The 17,627-nt window shown below is 70.2% G+C and carries 15 protein-coding genes and 1 pseudogene; 6 read left to right on the forward strand and 10 right to left on the reverse strand.

The window, feature by feature from the left end; all coding sequences use genetic code 11:
- Positions 1 to 99 precede the first annotated feature (99 nt).
- The gene (locus tag ACIGWZ_RS26845; protein WP_400068928.1) at positions 100 to 924 is read left to right on the forward strand and encodes a maleylpyruvate isomerase family mycothiol-dependent enzyme; all 825 of its coding nucleotides are present in this window, start codon (positions 100 to 102) and stop codon (positions 922 to 924) included.
- 194 nt (positions 925 to 1,118) lie between these two features.
- On the opposite strand, the gene ACIGWZ_RS26850 is transcribed toward ACIGWZ_RS26845, so the two are convergent.
- The 3 genes from ACIGWZ_RS26850 to ACIGWZ_RS26860 all read right to left on the reverse strand — a co-directional run bounded on the left by ACIGWZ_RS26850 (position 1,119) and on the right by ACIGWZ_RS26860 (position 4,123).
- On the reverse strand, positions 1,119 to 2,456 hold the full coding sequence (locus ACIGWZ_RS26850) for a nitrate/nitrite transporter (RefSeq protein WP_400068930.1): 1,338 nt from the start codon (positions 2,454 to 2,456) through the stop codon (positions 1,119 to 1,121).
- Positions 2,453 to 3,145, reverse strand: a complete 693-nt coding sequence (locus ACIGWZ_RS26855) for a GntR family transcriptional regulator (protein WP_400068932.1) — start codon at positions 3,143 to 3,145, stop codon at positions 2,453 to 2,455. Before ACIGWZ_RS26855 ends, ACIGWZ_RS26850 begins: the two co-directional genes overlap by 4 nt.
- 111 nt (positions 3,146 to 3,256) lie before the next feature.
- Complete coding sequence (locus ACIGWZ_RS26860; RefSeq protein ID WP_400068934.1) at positions 3,257 to 4,123, reverse strand: GNAT family N-acetyltransferase; 867 nt, start codon at positions 4,121 to 4,123, stop codon at positions 3,257 to 3,259.
- 205 nt (positions 4,124 to 4,328) lie between these two features.
- On the opposite strand from ACIGWZ_RS26860, the gene ACIGWZ_RS26865 reads away from it, so the two are divergent.
- Positions 4,329 to 4,508, forward strand: a complete 180-nt coding sequence (locus ACIGWZ_RS26865; protein ID WP_400068936.1) for a hypothetical protein — start codon at positions 4,329 to 4,331, stop codon at positions 4,506 to 4,508.
- Between the two features lie 110 nt (positions 4,509 to 4,618).
- Here the strand turns inward: ACIGWZ_RS26865 and ACIGWZ_RS26870 are convergent, their stop codons facing one another.
- Genes ACIGWZ_RS26870 through pdhA form a run of 3 tightly spaced genes read right to left on the reverse strand, consistent with a single transcriptional unit; the run spans position 4,619 to position 8,295 of the window.
- On the reverse strand, positions 4,619 to 6,073 hold the full coding sequence (locus tag ACIGWZ_RS26870) for a dihydrolipoamide acetyltransferase family protein (protein ID WP_400068939.1): 1,455 nt from the start codon (positions 6,071 to 6,073) through the stop codon (positions 4,619 to 4,621).
- 24 nt (positions 6,074 to 6,097) lie between these two features.
- The gene (locus ACIGWZ_RS26875; protein WP_400068941.1) at positions 6,098 to 7,081 is read right to left on the reverse strand and encodes an alpha-ketoacid dehydrogenase subunit beta; all 984 of its coding nucleotides are present in this window, start codon (positions 7,079 to 7,081) and stop codon (positions 6,098 to 6,100) included.
- 2 nt (positions 7,082 to 7,083) lie between these two features.
- Entirely contained in the window at positions 7,084 to 8,295 is a 1,212-nt protein-coding gene (gene pdhA, locus ACIGWZ_RS26880; RefSeq protein WP_400068943.1) for a pyruvate dehydrogenase (acetyl-transferring) E1 component subunit alpha, read from the reverse strand.
- Between the two features lie 329 nt (positions 8,296 to 8,624).
- Here pdhA and ACIGWZ_RS26885 point away from each other — a divergent pair, with 329 nt between their 5' ends.
- The 3 genes and pseudogenes from ACIGWZ_RS26885 (at position 8,625) to ACIGWZ_RS26895 (ending at position 11,011) form a co-directional block, all read left to right on the forward strand.
- The gene (locus ACIGWZ_RS26885; RefSeq protein ID WP_400069448.1) at positions 8,625 to 9,284 is read left to right on the forward strand and encodes a response regulator; all 660 of its coding nucleotides are present in this window, start codon (positions 8,625 to 8,627) and stop codon (positions 9,282 to 9,284) included.
- 130 nt (positions 9,285 to 9,414) lie between these two features.
- A pseudogene (locus tag ACIGWZ_RS26890) lies at positions 9,415 to 9,819 on the forward strand (pyridoxamine 5'-phosphate oxidase family protein); the annotation flags it as partial.
- Between the two features lie 148 nt (positions 9,820 to 9,967).
- Entirely contained in the window at positions 9,968 to 11,011 is a 1,044-nt protein-coding gene (locus ACIGWZ_RS26895; RefSeq protein WP_400068944.1) for a phosphotransferase, read from the forward strand.
- A gap of 59 nt (positions 11,012 to 11,070) precedes the next feature.
- On the opposite strand, the gene ACIGWZ_RS26900 is transcribed toward ACIGWZ_RS26895, so the two are convergent.
- Positions 11,071 to 12,684 carry a protein kinase gene (locus ACIGWZ_RS26900; RefSeq protein WP_400068946.1) on the reverse strand — a complete coding sequence of 538 codons (1,614 nt, stop codon included), beginning with the start codon at positions 12,682 to 12,684 and terminating at the stop codon, positions 11,071 to 11,073.
- Between the two features lie 313 nt (positions 12,685 to 12,997).
- On the opposite strand from ACIGWZ_RS26900, the gene ACIGWZ_RS26905 reads away from it, so the two are divergent.
- Positions 12,998 to 14,668 carry a protein kinase gene (locus ACIGWZ_RS26905; protein ID WP_400068948.1) on the forward strand — a complete coding sequence of 557 codons (1,671 nt, stop codon included), beginning with the start codon at positions 12,998 to 13,000 and terminating at the stop codon, positions 14,666 to 14,668.
- 81 nt (positions 14,669 to 14,749) lie between these two features.
- Here ACIGWZ_RS26905 and ACIGWZ_RS26910 read toward each other — a convergent pair whose 3' ends face one another.
- The 3 genes from ACIGWZ_RS26910 to ACIGWZ_RS26920 all read right to left on the reverse strand — a co-directional run bounded on the left by ACIGWZ_RS26910 (position 14,750) and on the right by ACIGWZ_RS26920 (position 17,544).
- A complete protein-coding gene (locus ACIGWZ_RS26910) occupies positions 14,750 to 15,313 on the reverse strand; it encodes a bacterial proteasome activator family protein (protein WP_400068950.1) in 564 nt (187 codons plus the stop codon).
- A gap of 256 nt (positions 15,314 to 15,569) precedes the next feature.
- On the reverse strand, positions 15,570 to 16,331 hold the full coding sequence (locus tag ACIGWZ_RS26915) for a hypothetical protein (protein WP_400068952.1): 762 nt from the start codon (positions 16,329 to 16,331) through the stop codon (positions 15,570 to 15,572).
- Between the two features lie 235 nt (positions 16,332 to 16,566).
- Entirely contained in the window at positions 16,567 to 17,544 is a 978-nt protein-coding gene (locus tag ACIGWZ_RS26920; protein ID WP_400068954.1) for an NAD(P)H-quinone oxidoreductase, read from the reverse strand.
- Positions 17,545 to 17,627 lie beyond the last annotated feature (83 nt).

Below are 17,627 nucleotides of genomic sequence, written 5' to 3' on the forward strand. Positions count from 1 at the left end.
ACCTACGATGGTCACCCGAAAGCACTGCCGGGGTGCCCGTGCGCAGCGTAACTTAACTGCACAGACAGCAGCCCGCGTACGAACCGTCCGAGGGGTCCCGTGACCGTCCATCCCAGCCTTCAGTCCTCCATCGATGCCTGGACGCACTCCATAGAAGCAATAGCCGAGCTGGTGACTCCGCTCGTCGAGGGCGAGTGGAGCAGGGCGACGGACCTCCCAGGCTGGTCCGTGCGCGATGTCGTCTCGCATGTGATCGGCCTGGAATGCGAGATGCTCGGCGACCCGCGGCCGATTCACACCCTGCCGCGCGACCTCTACCACGTGCGCAGCGAGTCGGCCCGCCGAATGGAGGTGCAGGTTGATGTCCGGCGGCACCACACCGCCCCGGAGATGCTCAGCGAGCTCGAGTACACCGTCATCCGCCGCTCCCGGCAGCTGCGCAACGAGACCCGCCAGCCGGACACCGTGGTGCGCAGCGCGCTCGGCGAGGACCGTCCACTGGAATTCGTGCTCCAGCTGCGGGCCTTCGACGTCTGGGCGCACGAGCAGGACCTGCGCCGGGCGCTCGGCAAGCCCGGCAATCTCGACTCCCCCGGCGCCCATGTGACGCGCGATCTGTTGCTGAAGACGCTGCCGGGCACGGTCGCCAAGAAGGCCCAGGCACCCGCCGATTCCGCCGTGGTCTTCGACGTCAGCGGCCCGCTGGAGTTCATGCGTACGGTCCGCGTCGACGCCGAGGGCAACGGCACGATCGACGGCAGTGTCTCGCTCGGCCCGACGGTGACGCTCGCCATGGACTGGGACCTCTTCCACCGTCTGGCCTGCGGCCGGATCCGCCCGGCGGCCGTCGCCGAGCAGATCAAGATCGACGGCGAGCCGCAGCTGGCCGCGGCGATCCTGGACAACTTCGCGGTCACGCCGTAGCCGACACCGGTTTCGAGGGGCGCCCCGGCCACCGGGAACCGGCACACCTGGCGGGGCGTCTCCGGGCAGCGGCGGCATGGGCCCGGCGCACGGGGCCAAGCCTCCGGGGACTTCGGTGTTTCACGTGAAACGGTGTGCTCCGCCACTCGTCGGGACGCTGCCCGGCGACGCCGCGGACCCGGCTTCTGCCGGCCTCATGCCGGGACGTGGACCGCCTCGACCCGGCTGACGACCAGCCGTTCACGCTCGCGGCGAGCCGCGCGGCTGCGCAGGCGCAGGATCTGCGAGACGCCGAGCGCTTCCAGGACGAAGACGGAGGCGAAGGCGATGCGGTAGTTGTCGCCGGTCGCGTCGAGCAGGACGCCGATGGCGAGCAGGGTCGTCATCGAGGCGGTGAAGCCGCCCATGTTGACGATGCCGGAGGCGGTTCCCTGACGCTCGGGCGGGTTGGCGGGCCGCGCGAAGTCGAAACCGATCATCGAGGCGGGGCCGCAGGCGCCCATGACCGTGCACAGCACGATCAGCAGCGTCATGGGCGCGTGATCGTCCGGCCAGGCCAGGGTGATCGCCCACAGCAGTGCGGTGGCGCCGACGGTGCCCAAGGCCAGCGGCGCACGGGCCGCGTGGTGGCGGGCGATGATCTGGCCGTAGACCAGGCCGACGGCCATGTTGGAGAGCACGATGAGGGTGAGCAGCTCACCGGCGGTGCCGCGGGAGAGGCCCTGCGCCTCGACGAGGAACGGCAGGCCCCACAGCAGCAGGAAGACCATCGCGGGGAACTGGGTGGTGAAGTGCACCCACATGCCCAGCCGGGTGCCGGGCTCGCGCCAGGCATCCGCGATCTGCCGGCGGACGAAGGCCGCGCCGGTGTGCTCGGCGGACGCGGGCGGCGGCTCGTAGCCCTCGGGGTGGTCCTTGAGGAAGAGCAGCAGCAGGACCAGGACGGCGACGCCGCCCACCGCGCTGGTGGCGAAGGTCGGTGTCCAGCCGAAACTGTGCAGGAAGCGGGCGAGGACGAGGGTGGAGATCAAGTTGCCCGCCATTCCGACGAGCGCCGCGATCTGCGCGATCATCGGGCCACGGCGGGCCGGGAACCACCGGGCGCCCAGTCGCAGCACGCTGATGAAGGTCATCGCGTCACCGCAGCCGAGCAGGGCGCGCGAGCCGAGCGCCATGGCGTACGACGTGGAGAGCGCGAAGCCGAACTGGCCGACGGTGTAGAGCACCACACCGATGGTCAGCACCTTCTTGGCGCCGAGCCGGTCGACCAGCAGGCCGACGGGTATCTGCATGCCCGCGTACACCAGCAGCTGCAGGATCGAAAAGGTGGACAGCGCCGAGGCGTTGATGTGAAAGCGTTCGGCGGCGTCGAGACCGGCCACGCCCAGGCTCGTACGGTAGGTGATCGCGACGAAGTAGACCGCAACGCCGACACCCCAGACCGCCATGGCCTTACGGCCTCCGGGCGGGTCCGCAGGCAGCAGGCGCGGGGCGCCGCCTGTGCCGGAGCCGCCGGTACTTCCCCCGCTCATCGCACCTCTCCCTGCGCCAGGTTGCGGACCCAGCTGACGTGCCGGTGCACGGCGTCGGTCGCCGCCTCCGGGTCGCCGTCCCGCAGCGCCTGGAGGATCTCGGCGTGCTCGGCGATGTTCTTGGCGATCCGGTCCGGGTGTGCGTGCATGACGGCGACGCCCATCCGCAGCTGGCGGTCGCGCAGCTGCTCGTAGAGCCGGTCGAGGATCTGGTTGCCGGCGCTGCGCACGATGGCGGCGTGGAAGCAGCGGTCGGTGACCGAGACGGCGGCGAGATCACCGGATGCGGCCTGCTCCCGCATCTTCTCCAGCAGTTCCTCGAGCTCGCCGGTCAACGCCTCGCTCGCGGGTACGGCCTTGGCCGCCGCATGCTTCTCCACCAGCAGCCGGGTCTCGACGACATCAGCGATCTCCTGCGCGGAGACCGGCAGCACCAGCGCGCCCTTCTTCGGATAGAGCTTGATCAGCCCCTCGACCTCGAGCCGCAGCAGCGCCTCCCGCACCGGCGTCCGCGACACCCCCACGGCCTCGGCCAGCTCACCCTCGGTGAGCAACATGCCGCCCTCGTAGTGGCGCTGCAGGACGGCGTCCTTGATGTGCGCATAGACCCGCTCGGCGGCGGGGGGCTGCTTGGCGGGAGAGGGGCCGGAGTCTCTGGTGGGGGCGGCGGACGCGGACGGAGATGGCATGTGCACAGGATAGATACAACAGGTATGCGTCCGGCGCCGCATTCCGCGATGCGGACAAAGTGCGGCGCATTTGTGCTGGTACAGGCGCTATCGGCGTTGCCTGCCCACTCCCTACCCGGGCATCTTCCCCTGCGCGATCAAGCGGTCCACGACCTGGGAGTGCGCGGGGGCGCATCGGTCCCGCGCCTCCTGGCGGTCGAACCAGGCGTACTCGGCGATCTCCCGCCCCGGCTCGGGGGCGATGTCCTGGGGGCCGCCGGTGAAGCACGTCATATGCAGCCGACGGCCGTTCTTGCCGTGGGCGACGTCATGGATGACGAACGCCTCCGACAGCTGCTCCGCGGGAACGAGGAGGCCGAGCTCTTCGGACAGTTCCCGCGACAGCGCCTCCCGCGCGGTCTCTCCCGGCTCGTACTTGCCGCCCGGAAGGTAGAAGGTGTCGTTGCCCCGAGTCCGTACGCTCAGCAGCCGGCCCTCGCGCAGATGCAGCCACGACACCGACCTCAGCGGCGCCTCGCGCTCCAGGGCGATCAGCGGGTGGCCGGTCTCCTCGTCCGTCCGGTACGACCACTGCATGAACCCCAGGCTCCTGTAGAAGCGGTGGGCGCGCTCGTTCTCCTCGAAGACCTCAACGCACAGCGCGCCGCGCAGCGCCGCCGCATGCTCCACCAACTGCCGTCCGATGCCGCACCCTTGGGCCTCGGGCGCCACGAGCAGTCCGCCGATCTGCGTCCCGCTCCCGGCGCTGTGACGCCGGTGGCCGTCCAGCAGCCCGAGCAGTCCCACGACCCGGCCCTCGCGCTCGGCGACCCAGTTCTCCGCCCGGACGAGATGCTCCTCGCGCAGGACCCGCGCCCGCTCGCCCTCGCCTTCCCCTTCGATGAACGGGTGCGCCTGCCGCGAGGCGCGGGACCACAGGTCGGTCACCGCGTCCTGATCAGCCGTTCGGTATCGCCTGATGATCGTTTCACTGCTCATTGCGCCGACGGTAAACAGCGCGGCCCCCGGCGGCAAACCCTTTCCCGCCCCGGTCCCCTATGCCGAAAGGGGGACCCAGGGTGGACCAGGGATCCGCCTAAAGACTGACGGGAATCCGTACCTGACGCGTACGGAACGGCCCCGATCTCATGGGTGAATAGAGGCAGGAGCCGGGGCGGCTCCGCCACCTCAAGGGGAGTTGACCATGCAGCCCAGGACGAACGCCGGACGCCGGACCAGGAACACCGTCGTGGTGGCACTGATCGTCGCCGCCGTCTGGGCGAGCAGCGCGCTGGCCCGGCGTGCCGCGCATGCCGACAGTCCGGACGGGCCGACCGGGCCGGTGGCGCACTTCAGCCGGGCGGTGGAGCTCATCCGGGGCTGACCCGCCGGGAACGGCGACGGCCAGGGCCGGAATCGGCCGGGGGCGAAAACGGACAGGGGCGGTGTTTCACGTGAAACACCGCCCCTGCTGTCGAGTTCAGCGTCGCCCGCTCAGCCCCACGTGATGAGCCGCTTGGGGCGTTCCAGGACCGCCGCGATGTCCGCAAGCAGCTTGGAGCCCAGTTCGCCGTCGATCAGACGATGGTCGAAGGACAGCGCGAGGGTGGTGACCTGGCGCGCCTTCACCTTGCCCTTGTGGACCCAGGGCTGGAGCTTGACCGCGCCGAAGGCGAGGATCGCCGACTCCCCCGGGTTGAGGATCGGCGTGCCGGTGTCGACGCCGAAGACACCGACGTTCGTGATGGTGACCGTGCCGCCGGACATCGCCGCCGGAGAGGTCTTGCCCTCGCGGGCCGTGGCAACCAGCTCGCCCAGTTCCGCGGCGAGTTGGGGGAGCGCCTTGACGCCCGCGTCCTTGATGTTGGGGACGATCAGACCGCGCGGAGTGGCCGCCGCGATGCCGAGATTGACGTAGTCCTTGTAGACGATCTCCTGATTCGCCTCGTCCCAGGCCGCGTTGACCTCCGGGTGCCGCTTGATGGCGACCAGGAAGGCCTTGGCGACAAGCAGGAGCGGGTTGACGCGCAGCCCGGCCATGTCCGGGTCCTGCTTCAGCTCCTGGACGAGCTTCATCGTGCGGGTCACGTCGACGGTGATGAACTCCGTGACATGGGGCGCGGTGAAGGCGGAGTTGACCATCGCCTGGGCGGTGGCCTTGCGTACGCCCTTGACCGGCACCCGGCGCTCGCGGGCGGCAGTGGGGACCACTCCCGCCTCGGCGGGGGCCGCAGTCTCGGATTCCGGGGCGGCAACGGATGGTGCCGGGGCGGCTGCCGCGTGGACGTCCTCGCGGGTGATGAGGCCGCCCGGACCGGTCGGTGCGATCGTCGCCAGGTCGATGCCGAGGTCCTTGGCGAGCTTGCGTACCGGCGGCTTGGCCAGCGGCCGGCCGGGCACCACGGCGGGCGCCACCGGAGCGACCGGCGCCGCGGCCACCGGAGCGGCCACGGAACGGCCGTTCAGCTCGGCCTGGAGCGCGGCCTTCACCGGCTCGGGCTGGGCCGGCACACCCGCCGCGGCGCCCGGCTGCGGCCTGCGGGCCCGGCGCTTGGTCGAGGCCGGGGCGGCGCCGTAGCCGACGAGGACCGCCTGCCGGCCCTGCGGCTCCGCGTCCTCCTCAGCGGGCGCGGCGGCCGCGCCCGCTGCCGGAGCGGCGGAATCCGCGGCGGGCCCGGCTCCGGGGTCGGTGTCCACGGAGAAGATGGCGGTGCCGACGTCGACGGTGACGCCCTCGTCGAAGTGGAGCGCATGCACCACCCCGTCGTAGGGGCTGGGCAGTTCGACGGCGGCCTTGGCGGTCTCGACCTCACAGATGACCTGGCCGTCGGTGACGGTGTCGCCCGGCTGGACGTACCACTTGAGGATCTCGGCCTCGGTCAGCCCCTCGCCCACGTCGGGCATCTTGAACTCGCGGAAGCGCTGGGCGCCTGCGGTACTTGCAGTCATGGTCACGAACTCTCCTCAAACCCCTCAGTACGCCAGCGCGCGGTCAACGGCGTCGAGCACCCGGTCCAGTCCCGGAAGGTACTCGTCCTCCAGCCGGGACGGCGGATAGGGGGCGTGGAAGCCGCCGACCCGCAGAACCGGGGCCTCGAGGTGGTAGAAGCAGCGCTCGGTGATCCGGGCGGCGATCTCCGCACCCGAGCCGAAGAAGACCGGGGCCTCGTGGACCACGACCAGCCGGCCGGTCTTCTCCACCGAGGCCTGCACGGTGTCGAAGTCGATGGGGGAGATCGAGCGCAGGTCGACGACCTCGACCGACTTGCCCTCCTCGGCCGCGACCTTGGCGACGTCCAGACAGACCTTCACCATCGGGCCGTAGGCGACGAGGGTGAGGTCGGTGCCGGCCTGGGTGATGCGGGCCTTGTGCAGGGGGTCGGGGATCGACTCCGTGTCCAGCCGCGACTTGTCGTGGTAGCGGCGCTTGGGCTCGAAGTAGATGACGGGGTCGTCGCCCGCGATGGCCTGCTGGAGCATCCAGTAGGCGTCGGAGGAGTTCGAGGGGGAGACGATCTTGAGGCCCGCGACGTGCGCAAACAGCGCCTCGGGAGACTCGGAGTGGTGCTCGACGGCGCCGATTCCGCCCGCGTACGGGATGCGGATGACGACCGGCACCTTGACCTTGCCCAGCGCGCGGGCGTGCATCTTGGCGAGCTGGGTGACGATCTGGTCGTAGGCGGGGAAGACGAAGCCGTCGAACTGGATCTCGGCGACCGGGCGGTAGCCGCGCAGGGCCAGGCCGATCGCGGTGCCGATGATGCCGGACTCGGCGAGCGGGGTGTCGATCACCCGGTCCTCACCGAAGTCCTTCTGGAGCCCGTCGGTGACGCGGAAGACGCCGCCGAGCTTGCCGACGTCCTCGCCCATGACGACGACCTTGGGGTCGGCCTCCATGGACGTGCGCAGCGAGGCGTTGATCGCCTTGGCGATGGTGATCTTCTCGTGGACGGCCATGGTCAGTTCCCCTCCGCGACGGCATCGACGTCGGCGAACGACGCCTGGTACGCGGCGAACTGCGCGCGCTCCTCATCGACGAGCGCGTGCCCGTCGGCATAGACATTCTCGAAGATCGCCATGTGATCCGGGTCCGGCATGGCACGGACGACCTCGCGGACGCGCTTGCCCAGCGCCTCGCTCTCCTCCTCGATGGCGGCGAGATACGCGTCGTCGACGATGCCCTCGGCCTCCAGGTAGGTCCGCAGCCGCAGGATCGGGTCCTTGGCCTCCCAGGCGAGCGTCTCCTCGTCGGCCCGGTACTTCGTCGGGTCGTCGGAGGTGGTGTGGGCACCCATGCGGTACGTGAACGCCTCGACCAGCATGGGGCCCTGGCCGGTACGCGCCCGCTCCAGCGCCGCCTTGGTCACCGCCAGACAGGCCAGCACGTCGTTGCCGTCCACCCGTACGCCGGGGAAGCCGTAGCCGCGGGCGCGCTGGTAGAGCGGGACGCGGGTCTGCTTCTCGGTGGGCTCGGAGATCGCCCACTGGTTGTTCTGGCAGAAGAAGACGACCGGGGCGTTGTAGACCGCGGAGAAGGTGAAGGATTCGGCGACATCGCCCTGGCTGGAGGCGCCGTCACCGAAATACGCGATGACCGCGGAATCCGCGCCGTCCTTCTGCACACCCATCGCATAGCCGGTCGCGTGCAGCGTCTGCGAGCCGATCACGATGGTGTAGAGGTGGAAGTTGTTGCTGTTGGGATCCCAGCCGCCGTGGTTGACGCCGCGGAACATGCCCAGCAGGTTCGTCGGGTCGACGCCGCGGCACCAGGCCACGCCGTGCTCGCGGTAGGTCGGGAAGACGTAGTCGTCGTCGCGCAATGCACGCCCGGAGCCGATCTGCGCGGCCTCCTGGCCCAGCAGCGAAGCCCACAGACCCAGTTCGCCCTGACGCTGGAGAGTGGTCGCCTCGGCGTCGAAGCGCCGCGTGAGGACCATGTCGCGGTAGAGCCCGCGCAGCTCTTCGGGGGACAGGTCGATCGCGTATTCCGGGTGCTCGACCCGCTTCCCTTCCGGGGTCAGCAGTTGTACGAGCTGGTCCTGCTCCGCCTGGTCCGGCCGGCCGGTGGCCTTGGCCGGGGCCGCCTTCTTCGCCGGCGACGCCTTTTTGGCGGTGGTGCGCTTGCTGCCGGCGCGGGTGGTTTTCCGCTGGGCAGTGCCTTCCACGGTCACGTGCTGCTCCTCCGTCTGTCCGGCCCCCGGGGTCCGCCGGTGGCCGTATTGCGGCTCACCCGGTATCCGATACGGCGCACGGGGTGTGTGCAAACGCGGCCGGATCCGGGTGGAACAAAGCGTCCCGGACAGTGGCCTGCTGTTTGCACGTTACCCAGTGCCAAAGCCTAAGTGAAAACGGCGCTGACCTGCGATTTTGCTTGGATTTCCAAGTAAATCGCAAAAGGTGGGAACAACTCCTGGTCACAGCGTTGCAGGCCGCCGGGACAACGGCACGTTATATCGGTGACCTGGAGCACGGGAAGAGTTTGGTGTGTGAGACTGGGTTGGTGCACGAAGACGGAAAAATCACGGTTTTCCTACTCGATGACCACGAAGTCGTCCGGCGAGGCGTCCACGAAATGCTGTCGGGCGAAGACGACATCGAAGTCGTCGGCGAGGCGGGCACCGCCGCCGACGCGCTGGTCAGGATCCCCGCGACCCGCCCCGATGTGGCGGTGCTCGATGTCCGGCTGCCGGACGGCAGCGGCGTCGAGGTCTGCCGCGAGATCCGCTCCCAGAACCCGGACATCAAGTGCCTGATGCTCACTTCGTTCGCCGATGACGAGGCACTTTTCGACGCGATCATGGCCGGCGCCGCCGGTTATGCGCTCAAGGCCATTCGGGGCAGCGAGCTGCTCTCCGCGGTACGCGAGGTGGCGGCCGGGAAGTCCCTTCTCGACCCGGTGGCGACGGCCCGCGTCCTGGAACGGCTGCGCGGCGGCAACGGCGCAAAGGGTGACGACCGGCTGGCGAATCTCACCGAACAGGAACGCAAGATCCTCGATCTGATCGGTGAGGGGCTGACCAACCGCGCCATCGGCGAACGGCTTCATCTCGCCGAGAAAACGATCAAGAATTATGTCTCCAGCCTGCTTTCCAAGCTCGGCATGGAACGACGTTCCCAGGCCGCCGCATATGTCGCGCGGAGGCAGGCGGAAAAACGCTGAAACGACCTCTCACCAGGTATGGAGCGGCGAAATGACGTCCGCCCGGCAGCCCGCGGTCGGGACCTTGGTCCCGACCGCTTCGGGGCCCCCGCCCCTGTTCGGCGGCCGTCGCGGACGGCAGTCTGAGGACATGCCCTCCGACGACCACCGCGCGCTCGAGCTGCTGAGCCGGACTCCGTACGGCCGGGTGTCGGCCAGCCGGCGGGCGCTGCCGTTCACGACCGTCACCCGGCATCTCCTCCTCGACGGGCAGCTGATCCTCCGGCTGCACCGTGGCTACGACTACCACCAGGCGCTCGACGGCAGCGTCGTCGCCTACGAGGCCGACAACGTCAACAGCGGCGAGAGCGACACCTGGTCCGTGCAGTTCACCGGCACCGCCCGGGTCTTCAGCCCCACCCTCGCCGAGCGCGCGCTCTTCGGCCGCACGCCCCGGCTGGCCGACGGCGCCCCCTTCGACCCGGTGTTCCTCCGCATCGAGCCGGAGTTCGTCACCATGCACCACCTGATGGACGTGCCGGTCTTCCCGTACGCGCAGAGCCGTGTGCCGCGGCCCCCGCAGCGGAGGCCGGCGGACGCACACGGGGCAGCGCAGACCGGGGTGACCTGCTGCGCTACGCACTGTGCGTAAGGCTTTCCGATGAGCCCACTCCGCCTGACCTGGTTGATCTAACATCTGGCGGGTGCTGCGCTCATCTGTAGTCCGGACGGCGGCAACCCTCGACCGGCACTTCCTCGGATCCCTGCTGCGCCGCTACGAAGGCGCCGGGAACCCCCTCTCGTGCGAACCCGTTGCCGAAGGCCTGCTCAACCACGGCTACTTCCTCGCCACCACGCACGGCCGCTACTTCCTCAAGCACCATCTCGACGGCGACCTCGGCGCCATCACCCGCCAGCACCGCGCCACCCTCCGGCTCGCCGACCTCGGACTGCCGGTCGCCCCGCCGGTACCCGCCGCGGACGGCCGTACGGTCACCGTCCTGGACGGCCGCTGCTACGCCCTGCACCCCTGGGTCGAGGGCCGGCACCTGGGCGGGGACGCACTGAGCCGCGCCCAGTCCCGCCGGCTCGGCGCGCTGCTGGGCCTCGTGCACACGGCGCTGGAGCAGGTCATGGCGGGCGCCCCGCACCTGCCGCCCGCGTACCCGGTTGACTCGGCCGACCCCGCCCGCACCTTCGAGCTGATCGACGAGCTGCTCGCGCTGGCCCGCCGGGCCCGCCCCCGCACCAGCTTCGACGAACTCGCCGAGCACCGCCTCCTGGAGCGCCGGGCCCTGCTCAAGCGGCTGACCCACCGCCGCCCGGCTGCCGCGCCCGCCGCCGGCTGGGTGCACGGCGACTTCCATCCGCTCAATGTGCTCTACCGCGGCGGGGAACCGGCCGCGATCGTCGACTGGGACCGGCTGGGCATCCAACCCCGCGCCGAGGAGGCGGTACGGGCCGCCGCGATCTTCTTCGTACGGCCCTGCGGCACCCTCGACCTCGCCAAGGTGGCGGCGTACGCGGGCGCCTATCGCAGCGCCTGCGGGGCCGGGCCGGACGAACTGGCGGCCGCGGCGCACCGGGTGTGGTGGGAACGGCTGAACGACTTCTGGATGCTCACCTGGCGCTACCGGCTGGGCGACCCCCGCACCGATCCGCAGTTCCCGGCGGCGTCCGCGCTGGCGGTGTGGTGGACCCGTGAGTACGCGGCGGTCCGGGACGCGTTCGCCGGTTGTTCCACGTGAAACGGCGGGGCCGCTCCAGAAGTCCTGGAGCGGCCCCGCCGTTCATGTCAGCCGACCGGTCAGCCGCCGGTGCTGCCCAGCGGCCCGCCGGCGTCCGCGCCGCCGGTGGGCCCGGCGTCCGTACCGCCGGCGGTGGGCCCGGCATCCGTACCCCCGTCGGAGGTGCCACCGTCCGTGGTCCCGCCGTCCGCCGTACCGCCGTCCGTCGTACCACCGTCGCTGGTGTCGTCGGTGGGCGGCGCGGACGTCGGAGGCTCGGACGTCGGAGGCTCCGAGGTCGGCGGCTCGGACGTCGACGGCGTACTGGGCTCCTCGCTCGGCGGCGGGGAGTAGGTATTGCTGTCACCACCCGTGGTGCCGGGCTGGGTATCCGGGGTGCTCGGCTCGTCCGACGGCGGCTCGCTGGTCTTGTCGTGCTGGGAGACCGACGGCGACGGCGACTCGTTGGGGTTCGTCCCGGAGTCGTCCTTCTTGTTCTGCAGGGCGAAGGCCACGCCCACCGCGATGGCGATCACCGCGAGCGCCGCGATCAGCCAGATCTTGCCGCGGCCGCTCTTGGCCGACCGGTGACCGCCGTCGAAACCGCCGTCGTCGTCCCGCCCGCCCGGCAGGATCGGCTGCGCCGTGGTGTGACCGGAGTCCGGATGCGGCAGCGCGGTGGTGGCGGCATTCCCCATGGCCGGGGTGTTGCCGCCCTCATGTATCGCGACCGGGCCGGTGCTCCAGGTGCCGGTATGGCCACCCTGCTCGTGCAGCATCTGCAGCGAGTACTGGACCAGCCCGCGCATCTCCTCCGCGGTCTGGAAACGGTCGTCCGGGTCCTTGGCCAGCGACCGCATGACCAGGCCGTCCAGCTCCGGCGGCACCGCCTCGGCGACCTCGGACGGCGGCACCGGCATGTCCTGAACGTGCTGGTAGACGACCGACAGCGGGGTCTCACCGGTGAACGGCGGCCGCAGCGCGAGCAGTTCGTACAGCAGACAGCCGGTGGCGTACAGATCGGAGCGGGTGTCGACGGTCTTGCCGAGCGCCTGCTCCGGGGAGAGGTACTGCGGGGTCCCCATGACCATGCCGGTCTGGGTCATCGTGGACTGCGCGCCGTGCAGCGCGCGGGCGATGCCGAAGTCCATGACCTTCACGGCGCCGCTGTGCGTGATGATCACGTTGGCGGGCTTGATGTCACGGTGCACGATGCCGTGCTGGTGGCTGTAGGCCAATGCCTCCAGCACCCCGGAGACGATGATCAGCGCCTGGTCCGGCGGCGGAGCATCGGCGTTGAGCAGCAGGTCACGGATGGTGCGGCCCTCGACCAGCTCCATCACGATGTACGGCACGGTGTTGCCGGCGACGAAGTCCTCGCCGGAGTCGTAGACGGCGACGACGGCGTGGTGGTTCAGTCCGGCCACGGACTGCGCCTCGCGCGTGAAGCGGGCCTTGGACACCGGGTCCTCGGCCAGATCGGCGCGCAGCAGCTTCACGGCGACGGTCCGGCCCAGCCGTACGTCCTCGGCCGCGAACACCTCCGCCATACCGCCTCGGCCGAGCCGGCGCGTGAGCCGGTAACGGCCGTCGCCGACCAGCCCTCCATTGCCCCACATCTCCGGTGTATCGGGGATATTGGAGCCGGTGGCCTCAGGATCGGACGGGCCCTGTGGGCTCTGCGTCGGTGCCATCGGTCCTCGCCGTCGAATCGATCCGCATCAAGAGCGGTAAGGTCTCGGTCTTCGCTACAGCACGCTACAGGTTCGACGACACCCACCGGTCCGTCGTGGACCGGTCATCAAACCGCCCGGATGCCAGTAGGGGCAAGTTCACCAGGGGTAATCGACAGCACAAAAGATCTCCCACCCGTGACCGGATCTTGCGCATCTGGTCACGGAACGGGCACACGGCTTGACGTGTCCGGGCCCTGGGGCAGACTTGGCTGCGGAATTCCAGAATTTGATCGCGATACGTACGGGCTGTCGCCCGGGGGGAAGCGGAACCATGAGCCAGGACGGCGCTCAAGGCCAATTCGAGGGCCGTTCGGTCGGCGGAGGACGTTACCAGCTTCGTGATCTTCTCGGCGCGGGCGGAATGGCATCCGTACATCTCGCGTACGACAGCGTGCTGGACCGCGAGGTCGCGATCAAGACACTGCACACCGAGCTCGGTCGCGAGCAGGCGTTCCGCGAGCGTTTCCGCCGCGAGGCGCAGTCCGTGGCGAAGCTCACGCACACCAACATCGTCTCGGTCTTCGACTCCGGCGAGGACGAGCTCGACGGCGGCATGGTGCCGTACATCATCATGGAGTACGTCTCCGGTCAGCCGCTGCGCTCGGAACTCGACAACGACATCGCCCAGCACGGTGCGATGCCGACCGAGAAGGCGCTGAAGATCACCGCCGATGTGCTCGCCGCGCTCGAGGCGAGCCACGAGATGGGCCTGGTCCACCGGGACATCAAGCCGGGCAACGTCATGATGACCAAGCGCAATGTCGTCAAGGTCATGGACTTCGGTATCGCCCGCGCCATGCAGTCCGGCGTGACGTCCATGACGCAGACCGGCATGGTCGTCGGCACCCCGCAGTACCTGTCGCCCGAGCAGGCCCTGGGCCGCGGCGTGGACGCCCGCTCCGACCTCTATTCCGTCGGCATCATGCTCTTCGAGCTGCTGACCGGACACCTGCCCTTCGACGCGGACTCCCCGCTGGCCATCGCCTACGCCCATGTCCAGGAAGAGCCGCCGGTTCCGTCGAGCATCAACCGCTCGCTGCCGCCGGCCGTGGACGCCCTGGTGGCCCGTGCGCTGAAGAAGAACCCCAACGAGAGGTTCCCGACCGCCGAGGCGATGCGGGACGAGTGTCTGCGGATCGCCGGGTCCGGGCAGTCCGGGTCGCCGCTGATCATCAGCGAGGGGCCGCGGGCGCGCACCAGCGGCTCCTCGGTGTCCTCCTCGGTGTTCCCCACCGCGAGCGGCAATCCGCACACCCCGGCGCCGCCGAGCGTGCAGCAGCCGTACCAGCCGCCGCAGGCGCCGTTCGGCCCCTCGACGCCGCCGCCGGTGAACAACGCCTACCCGACGCCGGCACCGGCGCCGGCGCAGACCCCCGTTCCGTTCAACAGTGGTGGCTTCCAGGGGCCGCCGACCTTCGCGCCGCAGCCCATGTCGCCGCCGATTCCACCGAGCGGGGCTCCCGCCCGTAAGAGCAATGCGGCGGTGATCGTCGTATCGGCGATCGTCGGTGTCATCGTGGTCACCGCGATAGCGATCGGCATCGGTCTGAGCGCGGGTGGATCCACCGATGACCACGGTGGCGACGATCCGACGCCGTCGTACACGCCGTACTCCTACAGCCCGTCGGCGACGCCGTCGAGTGCCGCCACCCCCCGGCCGGAGCCCACATACGCCTCGATCGAGGCATCCAGGTGCACCAACGCGATCAAGTCCTACAAGGACCCGAAGAAGGTCTCGCTTCCGAATTTCGCGTTCCAGAACCTGACCTCCGTGAAGGCCTGCTTGAATGCGGCGCACTGGAAGTACAAGATCACGATGGAGGACCGTGCGGTCTGGGGCAAGAACACCGTCCTGGATCAGTCGCCGAGGGCCTACAGCGACTGGGACCCGGAGAGCGACACCCTTCAGCTGACCGTTGCCACCGGGATGGACCCCAGCTGATCGGGACACACACATAAGAGGGAGGGCCGGTACGCACATGGCGTACCGGCCCTTCGTCCGTCGGAGCTGCGGGCCCGCGCCTTAGAGATACGGCCCCGAACGGGCGCCGCCGTGTCCGGGGTGGTCCTCGTCGCCTTCGATCGGAGCACCGGGCGGCAGCGCGCGGCGCATGGACTCCAGCTGGGCGCGGGCCGCCATCTGCTGGGCGAACAGCGCGGTCTGAATGCCGTGGAAGAGGCCTTCGAGCCAGCCCACCAACTGGGCCTGGGCGATGCGCAGTTCCGCGTCCGTCGGCACCGACTCGTCGGTGAACGGCAGGGAGAGGCGCTCCAGCTCCTCCACCAGCTCGGGCGCCAGCCCGTCTTCCAGCTCCTTGACCGAGCTGGAGTGGATCTCCTTGAGGCGAACCCGGCTCGCCTCGTCCAGGGGAGCGGCCTTCACCTCCTCCAGCAACTGCTTGATCATGCTGCCGATGCGCATGACCTTCGCAGGCTGTTCGACCATGTCCGTCACCGGAATCTCGCGGGACTCCTCGGCGTTGTCCGGGCCGCCACCAGCGGCGGCGCTGCCGAGCGCCATGCCGTCCGGGCCGACAACCAGGACGTGCGGGTTCTCCTGCGACCGTTCGTTCATCGGCATATCCATGCCGACATTGTCTCGTACCCCCACGTTGCCGGGTGATCCGCCGTACCTCTTCCGGCGGCGGGAGCGGCAGAGGTGGTGCGGTCGATCGCGAGGGCGCGCTGGAGGGCTTTTCGGGGCTTCCGGGCGGCCCCGGGGGCTCTGCGACGGCTGGTTTCACGTGAAACGGTGCGGTGAGGACGCGCTGTCTGTTTCACGCGAAACATCGGCTTTGTTTTCCGTGCGTGGTTTCACGTGAAACACGCAGTGCAGTGGTCGGTCAGTGGCGGCGCAGCCGCAGGCCGAGGAAGGCCAGGCCGAGGCCGGTGAGGGCGAGGCCTGCGCCCATGGGGAGGACCCGTTCGACGGGGGCGGTCGGACTGTCCATGGCGTACGGGCTTGCCGAGGCGGCCGGGGCGGCGTCGGCGTCGGCGTCATCGGGCGGGGTGCGGTCCTGCTTCTTGGGCCTGGCGGGCGGCTGGAGCGGCTTGTACGGGCGCTGATCGAGGCGGCCCGCCACGTCGGAGCGGGGGGAGGGGGACGGCCGGTGCGGGGCGGGGCGGGAGGGTGAGGGTGCCGCCTCGGGGGGCGCCGTACGGTCGGTGCCGTCCTCGTCGGGTGGACTCTCGGGCGTGCCGGGCGCGGAGTCCTCGGGGTCCGGCACGTCCGTGGAGTCGTCGTCGGAGTCCGGGTCGAGCCCGTGGTGCCGGTCGTGCCAGGGGAGGTACTCGGGTGGATCGTCGGGATAGCGCGGCAGTTCGTCCGGGATCTCGGCGAGGAAGTCCCGCAGGCCGGGGAAGTCCGGGACCTCCATACCGGCGTCCGGCCTCGGGAACCCCGGCCAGTACCCCAGCGACTCCGGGCGGCCGGGGTGTCCGCGGCCCTCCCCCGCACGGCTTCCGGCCAGCGATGGGCCCTCCGCAGAGCTGTCGGGCAGCGCATGCCGTCGTACGAGATGCGCGGGGCGGTCGGGTGGAGGGTTCCGCTGCTCCGCGGCCGTCGCGGCGGTCGCCAGCGGGACAGGCAGAGCGGCGGCGGCCACGAGCAGACCAGTGGTAACGCGCGAACGGAAGCTTGGAACCACAGCCGTGCCCCTCCCGTGCCGAGCCGTCGAGTGACCCGCCCAGCGTCACATGTCGCCACATTTGCGACATCTTGGACAGGTCGATCGGGTTACGCGTCACGGAGCGGGAGGGGCCGTCAACAGCGGAAATCCCGCACGCGGCGGGGCTCCGTGGTGTCGGCGTCCGCGAAGCCCTGCCGGTCGGGTACGCCGGTCAGACGGTCAGCACGACCTTGCCGACATGTGCGCTCGCGTCCACCACGCGGTGTGCCTCGGCGGCGTCCGCCATCGGGATCGTACGGTCCACGATCGGCCGCACCTGGCCGTTGCCGATCAACGGCCAGACATGCTCGCGGACCGCCGCGACGATGGCCGCCTTCTCGTTCAGCGGGCGGGCGCGCAGGCCCGTGGCGGTGATCGCGGCACGCTTGGCGAGCAGGGCGGCGAGATTCAGCTCCGCCTTCACGCCGCCCTGCATCCCGATGATCGCCAGCCGGCCGCTGATAGCCAGCGCCTTGACGTTCTTCTGCAGGTACTTCGCACCGATGATGTCGAGAATGACGTCCGCGCCCTGGCCGTCGGTGGCCTTGCGGAGCTCCTGGACGAAGTCCTGCTCGCGGTAGTCGATGAGGATGTCCGCGCCGAGTTCCGCACAGCGGGCCAGCTTCTCGGGACCGCCCGCGGTGACCGCGACCCGCGCGCCGACCGCCTTGGCGAGCTGGATCGCCATCGTGCCGATACCGCTGGCGCCGCCGTGGACCAGCAGCGTCTCGCCCGGCCGCAGGTGGGCGATCATGAAGACATTCGACCAGACGGTGCACGCCACCTCGGGCAGCGCGGCGGCCGTCACCAGGTCGAGGCCCGTCGGCAGCGGCAGCACCTGCCCGGCCGGGACGGCCACCTTCTCGGCATAGCCGCCGCCCGCCAGCAACGCACACACCTCGTCGCCGACGGCCCAGCCGTGCACCCCGGGACCGACCGCGGCGATCCGGCCGGAGCACTCCAGGCCCGGGTACGGCGACGAGCCGGGCGGCGGGTCGTAGAAGCCCTGGCGCTGGAGCAGGTCCGCGCGGTTCACGGCGCTGGCCACGACCTCGATCAGGACCTCGCCCTCGGCGGGCTGCGGATCGGGCACGTCCGCCCAGACAAGTGCTTCCGGGCCACCGGGCTCCGGGATAGTGATCGCTCGCATGAGCGCGAGGCTACTCGCCGACCGGGCACGGGGCGATGGGGCGGGGTCCGTGGACCCGGCCCGGTGCCGCGCCGTCAGCTGCG

Source organism: Streptomyces sp. NPDC053427 (genome assembly GCF_044544985.1).
GTDB lineage: Bacteria > Actinomycetota > Actinomycetes > Streptomycetales > Streptomycetaceae > Streptomyces.